Origin of the sequence: Streptomyces colwelliae (assembly GCF_048158785.1) — a bacterium.
Classification (GTDB): domain Bacteria; phylum Actinomycetota; class Actinomycetes; order Streptomycetales; family Streptomycetaceae; genus Streptomyces.
Map to the genome: position 1 here is coordinate 1 of NZ_JBLTJC010000365.1, position 10,121 is coordinate 10,121.

The window sequence follows — 10,121 nt, forward strand, 5'->3', positions numbered from 1 at the left end:
GGCGAACTCCTCGTAGCCGTGGGTGTGTTCGTCGATGAAGGGCTGGTCGACCGCGCCCTCCGTCTCAAGGATGAGCTTGTTGAGAAGGCGGAAGAGGGCCTGGTCGCCGCCGATGCGGATCTGGAGGCCGGGCCACAGGCACCACCACAGGCACAGGGACAGCCGCAGCCGTCGTACGACCCCGCGGACGCCCCCACCGCCGTCCCCGCGTACCCCGACGCCCGTATCGGAGTCGCCGCGCTGTCCCTGCGCTATCAGGTCGGTGCCGCGCTGGCGGTCGCGGTCGTCGCGGTGGCCGCGCTCGTCCATCTCGGGATGGTGTTCCTGCACGTCGCGCCGTCGAACACGGTGACGAAGCAGCACGGCAAGGCGATCGACGAGTGGATCTACCCGGAGTTCGAGCAGAACTGGAAGCTCTTCGCGCCGAACCCGTTGCAGCAGAACATCGAGGTCCAGGTGCGCGCCGATGTCCGTACCGTGGACGGCACGACCCGTACGACCGGCTGGTACGACCTGTCGGCCGAGGACGGCGCGGCCATCGACGGCAATCTGCTGCCGAGCCACACCGAGCAGAACGAACTGCGCCGGGCCTGGGACTTCCTCACCGCCACGCACGACAGTTCCAACCGCCCGATCGGCCTGCGCGGCACGCTCGCGGAGACGTATCTGCGGCGCATCGTCGTGCTGCGCCTGGACCGGGACGACGCGGCCGGCGGACAGGGCGGCGCCGTCGAGCGCGTCCAGGTCCGCTCCCGCACCACCAACGTGCCCCCGCCCGAGTGGAGTGACGAGCAGGTGTCGACCACCCCCCAGTACCGCCTGCTGCCCTGGTGGCCGGTCCCGGCGGACGAGGCCGCGGGAGGCATCCGGTGAACGGCTTCGCACTCTCGGTCTCCCGAGGCATCTCCCGCGTCACCGAGTCGGCCCTCGGCCCCTACCAGAGCGCCGTGATCCGCATCGGCTTCGCCGGCACCTGGCTGCTGTTCCTGCTCCGCGAACTGCCCCACCGCCAGGAGCTCTACGGCCCCGACGGCCCCTGGAGCTGGGACCTCGCCCGCCAACTGATCGCGGACAACGGCGCGTTCACCGCCCTGATGTGGTGGAACGGGCAGTTCTGGTTCGAGACGGTGTACGCGCTGGCCGTGCTGGCGAGCGTCCTGCTGCTGCTGGGCTGGCGCACCCGCACGATGTCCGTGCTGTTCATGGTCGGCGTGCTCTCGCTTCAGAACCGCAGCGTCTTCATGGGCGACGGCGGCGACAACGTCCTGCACCTGATGTCCCTGTACCTGGTGTTCACCCGCTGCGGCCGGGTCTGGTCCCTCGACGCGCGCCGGGCCGCGCGTACGCGGGAGGCACGCACGCGTGGGGAGCGGATTCCCGACCGGGTCGGGCCCGTCCTGTGGATCGTGCTCGGCGCGGGGCTCGTCGCGGTGACCGCGGGGGGCCGGTTCGACAGCGACTGGTTCGTGCCCGCGCTCCTGTGGGGCGTCTGGCTGGCGCAGGCCCTGTGGTGGGTGATCGGGCGGTACGCGACGTCGTACGAGCCCCGGGTGCTGCTCGACGTCGTCGCGAACGTGATCCACAACGGTGCGCTGTTCGTGATCGCGAGCGAGGCCTGTCTGATCTACGCGACGGCCGGCTGGTACAAGATCCAGGGTTCCCGCTGGCAGGACGGCACCGCCGTCTACTACCCGCTCCACCTCGACTACTTCTCGCCCTGGCCCGCCCTCGCCGACCTGCTGGCCGGCAGCGGCACGATGGTCATGCTCGTGACCTACGGGACCGTGATCGTCCAGGTCGCCTTCCCGTTCACGCTCTTCAACCGGCGCGTCAAGAACGTCCTGCTGGCCCTGATGATGACCGAGCACGCCGTGATCGCCGTGCTCCTGGGGCTGCCGTTCTTCTCCCTGGCGATGATCGCGACGGACGCGGTCTTCCTGCCGACGTCGTTCCTGCGGCGGCTGGGAGGGTGGGTGGCACGCGCGCGTGGGCGGGTGTTCGCGCGGGGCGGCGCTACGGTGCCGGACGGGGATCCGGGGGAGCCTCGCGCCCCGGAGAACCCCGAGCACAGCCACGTAGGCTTCACGGCATGACCGACCCCGCCGCAGCCGCCTGGCACCGGCTCGCCGACACCTGCGTGCTGCTCGACGGCTTCCACGCCCTCAAGCACGCGCTGCGCTTCGGGGCCGAGGTGCCGGTGGCGGTCGCCACGGACCGGCGGGCGGCCCTCGCCCTCGCCGACGAACTGGCCCCCGACGTACGGGACACCCTGGCCGCGCTGCTGACGGAGGTCCCGGAGGACACGTACCGGTCGCTCGTGCCGCGCCCCCACCCCACCGCGGTGGCCGCCCTGGCCGTACGCCCCGCGCGCGAGGCCAACCTCCAGCAGCTCGCGCACACGCCCCGTAGCGCGCCGGTGATCGTCCTCGACAACCCGCGCAACCTGGGCAACGCCGGTGCCGTGATCCGCCTCGCCGCCGGTTTCGGGGTGACCGGGGTGGTCACCACCGGGACGCTCGACCCCTGGCACCCCACGGTCGTGCGTGCCGGGGCGGGCCTGCACTACGCGACCGCCGTGGAGCGCCTGCCGGTCGACGAGCTGCCGTCAGGCCCGCTGTTCGCCCTCGACCCGGAGGGCGACGACATCCGGTCCCTGAAGCTCCCGGACGACGCCGTCCTGGCCTTCGGCTCGGAGCGCAACGGCCTCTCCGCTGAACTCCGCGCGCGCACAGACCACTTGGTGGCCCTACCGATGCGCCCCCAGGTCTCCAGCTACAACCTGGCGACGAGCGTGGCGATGACCCTGTACCACTGGAGCACGTCCACAGCAGCGCCCCTTTAGGGGCGCGGGGAACTGCGCGACCAGCCACAACGAACCGCCACTCGCGCAGCCACCGAACCCCCCGAGTTCCTAGGCGTCCCGACGAACCTCAACAACCCGGAACCGGTTCGCGACAAACGCCCCATCACACAGGGCAGCGTTGGCAGCCGGGTTGCCACCAGACCCGTGGAAGTCGGAGAACGCGGCCGTCTGATTGACGAACACCCCACCGGTCAGATTCAGCGACAACTGCGCCGCCTCCTCCAGACAGACCTCCTCAACAGCCCGCTCCACCTCCTCGTCGGTGGTGTACGCCCCAACCGTCATCGCCCCCTTCTCCCGCACCGTCCGCCGCAACAACTCCACCGCGTCCCCGACGGAGTCGACCGCGACGGCGAAGGAGACCGGCCCGAAGCACTCGCTCATGTACGCGGCCTCGTCGTCCGGCTTGGCCCCGTCCAGCTTCACGATCACCGGGGTCCGGACGACCGCGTCCGGGAACTCCGGGTTGGCGATCTCCCGTGAGGCGAGGGCGACTTCACCGAGCCCGGCGGCCGCCTCCAGGCGGGCCTTCACCTCCGGGTTGACCAGCGCGCCCAGCAGGCCGTTCGCGCGCGCGTCGTCGCCCAGGAGACCGTCCACGGACCGCGCGAGGTCGGCGACGACCTCGTCGTAGGACCGAGGACCGTCCTCGGTGCGGATGCCGTCACGGGGGATCAGCAGGTTCTGCGGGGTCGTGCACATCTGGCCGCTGTACAGCGACAGGGAGAACGCCAGGTTGGACAGCATCCCCTTGTAGTCGTCGGTCGACTCGACGACGACCGTGTTGACGCCGGCCTTCTCCGTGTAGACCTGCGCCTGGCGGGCGTTGGCCTCCAGCCAGTCGCCGAAGCCGGTCGAGCCCGTGTAGTCGATGATCCGGATCTCGGGGCGGGTGGCCAGCGTCTTGGCGATGCCCTCACCGGGACGCTCGGCGGCCAGCGCCACCAGGTTCGGGTCGAAGCCGGCCTCGGTGAGCACCTCGCGCGCGATCTGCACGGTGAGCGCGAGCGGCAGCACCGCGCGCGGGTGGGGCTTCACCAGGACCGCGTTGCCGGTGGCGAGGGAGGCGAACAGGCCCGGATAGCCGTTCCACGTCGGGAAGGTGTTGCAGCCGATGACCAGGGCGGTCCCGCGCGGCACCGGCGTGAACTGCTTGTTCATCACGAGCGGGTCGCGCTTGCCCTGGGGCTTGGTCCACTCCGCGGTGTCGGGGGTGCGGACCTGCTCCACGTACGCGTACGCCACCGCTTCCAGGCCGCGGTCCTGGGCGTGCGGGCCGCCCGCCTGGAACGCCATCATGAAGGCCTGGCCGCTGGTGTGCATGACCGCGTGCGCGAACTCGTGCGTCCGGTCGCTGATCCGCTTGAGGATCTCGACACAGACCACGGCACGCGCCTCCGCGCCCGCGTCCCGCCACGCCCGCTGCCCGGCGCGCATGGCCGGCAGCAGCACGTCGAGGTCGGCGTGCGGGTACGTCACGCCCAACTCGACGCCGTACGGCGACACTTCGCCGCCCACCCAGTCGTCCGTGCCGGGCTGGCCGAGGTCGAGGCGGGTGCCCAGGAGGGCGTCGAAGGCGGCCTTGCCCGCCGCCGCGTCCAGGCTGCCGTGCTCGCCGTACGCCTTCGGGTGTTCGGGGTGCGGGGACCAGTACGCGCGCGTGCGGATCGCTTCCAGCGCCTGGTCGAGTGTCGGCCGGTGCCGGGCGATCAGCTCGTGCGCGGTCAGTACGGCGGCCATGCGGGACCAACTCCTCGTTTCAAGAACTCGTCTGCGAGCTCATGACCTGGGCGGGAACAGGGAAAGGATCAGGGGCGGAAACAGGCGGTCAGAGTTAGAGTAACCGAACGATCGGTCGGGACAAGGGGGTCCGCCGCATCTGTGGAAAACCCCGTGCGGGAGGATCGCGCACATGACAGCACTCGACCTCAGCAGCCCCGTGGCCGTCGTCGGCACCGGCACCATGGGCCAGGGCATCGCCCAGGTCGCGCTGACCGCGGGCCACGTCGTACGGCTGTACGACGCCGTCCCGGGGCGGGCCCGGGAAGCGACCGACGCGATCGGCGCACGGCTCGACCGGCTCGTCGAGAAGGACCGGCTCACCGCCGCCGACCGGGACGCCGCACGCACCCGTCTGCTGCCCGCCGAGACCCTCGCCGACCTCGCGGACTGCACCCTCGTCGTCGAGGCCGTCCTGGAGCAGCTGGACGTCAAGCAGCAGCTGATGCGCGACCTGGAGGACATCGTCGGCGAGGACTGTCTGCTCGCCACCAACACCTCGTCCCTGTCGGTGACGGCCATCGGCGGCGCCCTGCGCAACCCCGGCCGCTTCGTCGGCCTGCACTTCTTCAACCCGGCGCCGCTGCTGCCGCTCGTCGAGGTCGTCTCCGGGTTCGCCACCGACGTCTCGTCGGCCACGCGCGCGTACGAGATGTCCCGCGCCTGGGGCAAGACGCCCGTAGCGTGCGCGGACACCCCCGGTTTCATCGTCAACCGCATCGCCCGGCCCTTCTACGCCGAGGCCTTCGCGGTCTACGAGGCACAGGCCGCCGACCCGGCCACCATCGACGCCGTCCTGCGCGAGGCGGGCGGCTTCAAGATGGGCGCCTTCGAGCTGACCGACCTCATCGGGCAGGACGTCAACGAGTCCGTCACGCACTCCGTGTGGCAGTCCTTCTTCCAGGACGTGCGCTTCACGCCCTCCCTCGCGCAGCGCCGCCTGGTCGAGTCGGGCCGCCTCGGCCGCAAGACCGGGCACGGCTGGTACGACCACGGGGACGACGCCGAGCAGCCCGAGCCGCACACCGCGGAACCGGCCCAGGCGCCCGCGTACGTCGTCGTGGAGGGCGATCTGGGCCCCGCCGCCGAACTGGCCACGCTGATCCGCGAGGCGGGCATCGTCGTCCGCGAGGAGGAAGAGGACCACGGCACCCGCATGGTGCTGCCGGGCGGCGGTCAGCTGGCGCTCGCCGACGGACAGACCTCTGTCGAGTTCCGCGACGTCGTCTACTTCGACCTCGCGCTCGACTACCGCAGGGCCGGCCGCATCGCCCTGTCCGCCTCCCAGGACACCGCCTCACAGACCCTCTCCGAGGCGATCGGCCTCTTCCAGGCGCTCGGCAAGAACGTCAGCCTCATCGGGGACGCCCCCGGGATGATCGTCGCCCGCACGGTGGCCCGGATCGTCGACCTGGCGCACGACGCCGTCGCCAAGGGCGTCGCCACCGAGGAGGACATCGACACCGCGATGCGCCTGGGTGTCAACTACCCTCTGGGTCCGTTCGAATGGAGCCGCAGGCTCGGCCGCAGCTGGGCCTACGACCTCCTGGACGACCTGCACCTGCGTGATCCTTCGGGACGGTACGCGCCGTCCCTCGCGCTCTACCGCCACGCGTACGCCACCGAGAAGCGGGAGGGCACCCCATGACCACCGCCAAGCGCGACACGTACACCCCGGAGACCCTGCTCTCCGTCGCCGTCCAGGTCTTCATCGAGCGCGGCTACGACGGCACCTCCATGGAGCACCTCGCCAAGGCGGCCGGTATCTCCAAGTCGTCGATCTACCACCACGTCACCGGCAAGGAGGAACTGCTCCGCCGCGCCGTCAGCCGCGCCCTGGACGGCCTCTTCGGGATCCTCGACGAGGAGCACGCACGCGTGGGGCGTGCCGTCGAGCGGCTGGAGTACGTCGTCCGGCGGATGGTCGAGGTGCTGACCTCCGAGTTGCCGTACGTGACGCTGCTGCTGCGGGTGCGCGGCAACACCGACACCGAACGGTGGGCCCTGGAGCGGCGGCGCGACTTCGACCACCGGGTGGCCGACCTGCTGAAGGCCGCGGCGGCCGACGGCGATCTCCGCGGTGACGTGGAGGTACGGCTCGCGACCCGGCTCGTCTTCGGGATGATCAACTCCATCGTGGAGTGGTACCGGCCCGACGCGCGGGGCATGGGCGAGCGCGAAGTGACCGACGCGGTGGCCCAGTTGGTCTTCTCCGGCCTGCGCGCACAAAGCTGAGTCAGGTCAGCTCTGGGGCTCCAGGTCCTCCTCCTCGAACACCAGCAGCGTGCGCGAGCTGAGCACCTCCGGGATCGCCTGGAGCCGGGTGAGGACCAGCTCGCGCAGCGCCCGGTTGTCCGGTGTGTGCACCAGCAGCAGGACGTCGAAGTCGCCGCCCACCAGCGCGATGTGCGAGGCCCCCGGGAGCAGTCTCAGCTGCTCGCGGACCGTGCGCCAGGAGTTCTGCACGATCTTCAGGGTGATGTACGCGGATGTGCCCTGACCGGCGCGTTCGTGATCGACCCGGGCGCCGAAGCCGCGGATGACACCGTCCTCGATGAGCCGGTTGATCCGCGCGTAGGCGTTGGCGCGCGAGACGTGCACCCGTTCGGCGACCGACCTTATCGACGCGCGGCCGTCCGCCTGGAGCATCTGAAGGATGTCCTGATCAATGGCGTCGAGCGGACGCGGGGGCGGGGCGTTGCCCGCCTCCGGGCCTTCGGCCATTTGTTCAGGTGCCATGTCCCCCCGCCTCTCTACCATGGACGTACTGCGTTCATTTCAGGTTGTGGAGAACCGTTTGTCCACAGCCTGAAGGTGCCTGTAGCCAAAATGTGCCGACGACCGAACAATCGGTAGGGAGGCGCGGCACGTCCGACGCGTCTCTCCGAGCCACTCCCACGAGGAGGTGCCGTCATGACGGTCATGGAGCAGCGGGGCGCGTACCGGCCCACACCGCCGCCCGCCTGGCAGCCGCGCACGGACCCCGCGCCGCTGCTGCCCGACGCCGTGCCGTACCGCGTGCTCGGCACCGAGGCGGCCGCGCAGGCCGACCCCGGTCTGCTGCGCCGGCTGTACGCCGAGCTGGTGCGTGGCCGCCGGTACAACGCGCAGGCCACCGCCCTCACCAAGCAGGGCCGGCTCGCCGTGTACCCCTCCACCACCGGTCAGGAAGCCTGTGAGGTCGCCGCCGCACTGGTCCTCCAGGAGCAGGACTGGCTCTTCCCCAGCTACCGCGACACGCTCGCCGCCGTCGCCCGCGGCCTCGACCCCGTGCAGGCCCTCACCCTGCTGCGCGGCGACTGGCACACCGGCTACGACCCGCGCGAGCACCGCATCGCCCCCCTGAGCACCCCGCTCGCCACCCAGCTCCCGCACGCGGTCGGTCTCGCCCACGCGGCCCGCCTCAAGGGCGACGACGTGGTCGCGCTCGCCATGGTCGGCGACGGCGGCACCAGCGAGGGCGACTTCCACGAGGCGCTGAACTTCGCCGCCGTCTGGCAGGCCCCGGTCGTCTTCCTCGTCCAGAACAACGGCTTCGCGATCTCCGTCCCCCTCGCCAAGCAGACCGCGGCTCCCTCCCTGGCCCACAAGGCCGTCGGCTACGGCATGCCCGGCCGCCTGGTCGACGGCAACGACGCGGTCGCCGTGCACCAGGTACTCGCCGACGCCGTACGGCACGCGCGCGAGGGCGGTGGTCCCACGCTCGTCGAGGCGATCACCTACCGCATCGAGGCCCACACCAACGCCGACGACGCGACCCGCTACCGCGGTGACACCGAGGTCGAGGCCTGGCGCGCGCACGACCCGATCGCCCTCCTGGAGCACGAACTCACCGAGCGCGGACTCATCGACGAGGACGGCATCAAGGCCGCGCGCGACGCCGCCGAGACCATGGCGGCCGAGCTGCGCGCGCACATGAACCAGGACCCGGTGCTCGACCCCATGGACCTGTTCGCCGACGTGTATGCCGAGCCCACCCCCCAACTGCGCGAGCAGCGCGAACAGTTGGCGGCGGAGCTGGCGGCCGAGCGGGACGGGACGCACTCATGACCACCGTCGCCCTCAAGCCCGCCACCATGGCGCAGGCCCTCACGCGCGCGTTGCGCGACGCCATGGCCGCCGACCCCACCGTGCACGTCATGGGCGAGGACGTCGGCACCCTCGGCGGAGTCTTCCGGGTCACCGACGGCCTCGCGAAGGAGTTCGGCGAGGACCGCTGCACGGACACCCCCCTCGCCGAGGCGGGCATCCTCGGCACGGCCGTCGGCATGGCGATGTACGGCCTGCGCCCGGTCGTGGAGATGCAGTTCGACGCCTTCGCCTACCCGGCGTTCGAGCAACTGATCAGCCACGTCTCCCGCATGCGCAACCGCACCCGCGGCGCCATGCCCCTCCCGATCACCATCCGCGTCCCCTACGGCGGCGGCATCGGCGGCGTCGAGCACCACAGCGACTCCTCCGAGGCCTACTACATGGCGACCCCGGGCCTCCACGTCGTCACCCCCGCGACCGTCGCCGACGCCTACGGCCTGCTGCGCGCCGCCATCGCCTCCGACGACCCGGTCGTCTTCCTGGAGCCCAAGCGCCTGTACTGGTCGAAGGACACCTGGAACCCCGACGAGCCGACCCCCGTCGACCCGATCGGCCGCGCGGTCGTACGCCGGACGGGCCGCAGCGCCACACTCATCACCTACGGCCCGTCCCTGCCCGTCTGCCTCGAAGCCGCCGAGGCGGCCCGGGCCGAGGGCTGGGACCTCGAAGTCGTCGACCTGCGCTCCCTGGTGCCGTTCGACGACGAGACGGTGTGCGCGTCGGTACGCCGGACCGGCCGCGCACTCGTCGTCCACGAGTCGGGCGGCTACGGCGGCCCGGGCGGCGAGATCGCGGCCCGCGTCACCGAGCGCTGCTTCCACCACCTGGAGGCGCCGGTGCTGCGCGTCGCCGGGTTCGACATCCCGTATCCGCCGCCGATGCTGGAGCGGCACCATCTGCCCGGCGTCGACCGGATCCTGGACGCCGTGGGCCGGCTCCAGTGGGAGGCGGAGAACTGATGGCACAGGTGCTGGAGTTCAAGCTCCCCGACCTCGGCGAGGGACTGACCGAGGCGGAGATCGTGCGCTGGCTGGTCCAGGTCGGCGATGTCGTCGCCATCGACCAGCCGGTCGTCGAGGTCGAGACGGCCAAGGCGATGGTCGAGGTGCCGTGTCCCTACGGCGGTGTCGTCACGGCCCGCTTCGGCGAGGAGGGCACGGAACTGCCCGTCGGCTCCCCGCTGTTGACGGTCGCGGTGGGGGCACCGGCCTCCGACGTCGAGACCGGCGCCGAGTCCGAGGGCTCGGGGAACGTGCTGGTGTTGGAGACATGGGCGGCGGACTTACGGCAGCTCCGCATCGAGGTCGGTGATCCCACGCTGGCGGAGATCGCGGAGCGCGCACCGAAGAGCCGGCCGTTGTCGCCTTCCGGTGTCAGCGAGATCCTG

11 protein-coding genes are annotated in these 10,121 nt (G+C 71.3%); 8 read left to right on the plus strand and 3 right to left on the minus strand.

The window, feature by feature from the left end:
• Positions 1-309: hypothetical protein (locus ACNFOC_RS43830; RefSeq protein ID WP_416964593.1), on the minus strand; the 309-nt coding region annotated here is incomplete at its 3' end.
• On the opposite strand from ACNFOC_RS43830, the gene ACNFOC_RS43835 reads away from it, so the two are divergent.
• From ACNFOC_RS43835 to ACNFOC_RS43845, 3 genes are read left to right on the plus strand one after another with little or no spacing between them, the layout of a single operon-like run.
• Positions 292-873 carry a DUF5819 family protein gene (locus tag ACNFOC_RS43835; RefSeq protein WP_416964594.1) on the plus strand — a complete coding sequence of 194 codons (582 nt, stop codon included), beginning with the start codon at positions 292-294 and terminating at the stop codon, positions 871-873. The two genes, ACNFOC_RS43830 and ACNFOC_RS43835, sit on opposite strands and share 18 nt — an antisense overlap.
• Positions 870-2,093, plus strand: coding sequence for an HTTM domain-containing protein (locus ACNFOC_RS43840; RefSeq protein ID WP_416964595.1), 1,224 nt, complete (start codon positions 870-872; stop codon positions 2,091-2,093). Before ACNFOC_RS43835 ends, ACNFOC_RS43840 begins: the two co-directional genes overlap by 4 nt.
• Positions 2,090-2,842: a TrmH family RNA methyltransferase gene (locus ACNFOC_RS43845; RefSeq protein ID WP_416964596.1), complete on the plus strand. Its 753-nt coding sequence runs from the start codon at positions 2,090-2,092 to the stop codon at positions 2,840-2,842. Before ACNFOC_RS43840 ends, ACNFOC_RS43845 begins: the two co-directional genes overlap by 4 nt.
• A gap of 69 nt (positions 2,843-2,911) precedes the next feature.
• Here the strand turns inward: ACNFOC_RS43845 and paaN are convergent, their stop codons facing one another.
• Positions 2,912-4,603 (minus strand): phenylacetic acid degradation protein PaaN, encoded by a 1,692-nt coding sequence (paaN, locus tag ACNFOC_RS43850; protein ID WP_416964597.1) that lies wholly within the window; start codon positions 4,601-4,603, stop codon positions 2,912-2,914.
• Between the two features lie 172 nt (positions 4,604-4,775).
• Between paaN and ACNFOC_RS43855 the strand changes: the two genes are divergently transcribed.
• Both ACNFOC_RS43855 and ACNFOC_RS43860 read left to right on the plus strand, forming a co-directional pair.
• The gene (locus tag ACNFOC_RS43855; protein ID WP_416964598.1) at positions 4,776-6,290 is read left to right on the plus strand and encodes a 3-hydroxyacyl-CoA dehydrogenase; all 1,515 of its coding nucleotides are present in this window, start codon (positions 4,776-4,778) and stop codon (positions 6,288-6,290) included.
• On the plus strand, positions 6,287-6,877 hold the full coding sequence (locus tag ACNFOC_RS43860) for a TetR/AcrR family transcriptional regulator (RefSeq protein ID WP_416964599.1): 591 nt from the start codon (positions 6,287-6,289) through the stop codon (positions 6,875-6,877). The genes ACNFOC_RS43855 and ACNFOC_RS43860 overlap by 4 nt, the downstream gene beginning before the upstream one ends.
• A 6-nt stretch (positions 6,878-6,883) precedes the next feature.
• Here ACNFOC_RS43860 and ACNFOC_RS43865 read toward each other — a convergent pair whose 3' ends face one another.
• On the minus strand, positions 6,884-7,381 hold the full coding sequence (locus ACNFOC_RS43865) for an Lrp/AsnC family transcriptional regulator (RefSeq protein WP_416964600.1): 498 nt from the start codon (positions 7,379-7,381) through the stop codon (positions 6,884-6,886).
• Between the two features lie 174 nt (positions 7,382-7,555).
• On the opposite strand from ACNFOC_RS43865, the gene pdhA reads away from it, so the two are divergent.
• The 3 genes from pdhA to ACNFOC_RS43880 form a co-directional block, all read left to right on the plus strand.
• Complete coding sequence (gene pdhA / locus ACNFOC_RS43870; protein ID WP_416964601.1) at positions 7,556-8,692, plus strand: pyruvate dehydrogenase (acetyl-transferring) E1 component subunit alpha; 1,137 nt, start codon at positions 7,556-7,558, stop codon at positions 8,690-8,692.
• Positions 8,689-9,693 (plus strand): alpha-ketoacid dehydrogenase subunit beta, encoded by a 1,005-nt coding sequence (locus ACNFOC_RS43875; protein ID WP_416964602.1) that lies wholly within the window; start codon positions 8,689-8,691, stop codon positions 9,691-9,693. Before pdhA ends, ACNFOC_RS43875 begins: the two co-directional genes overlap by 4 nt.
• Positions 9,693-10,121, plus strand: a 429-nt coding sequence (locus ACNFOC_RS43880) for a biotin/lipoyl-containing protein (RefSeq protein ID WP_416964603.1), incomplete at its 3' end; no start/stop codon positions are given. The genes ACNFOC_RS43875 and ACNFOC_RS43880, both read left to right, overlap by 1 nt.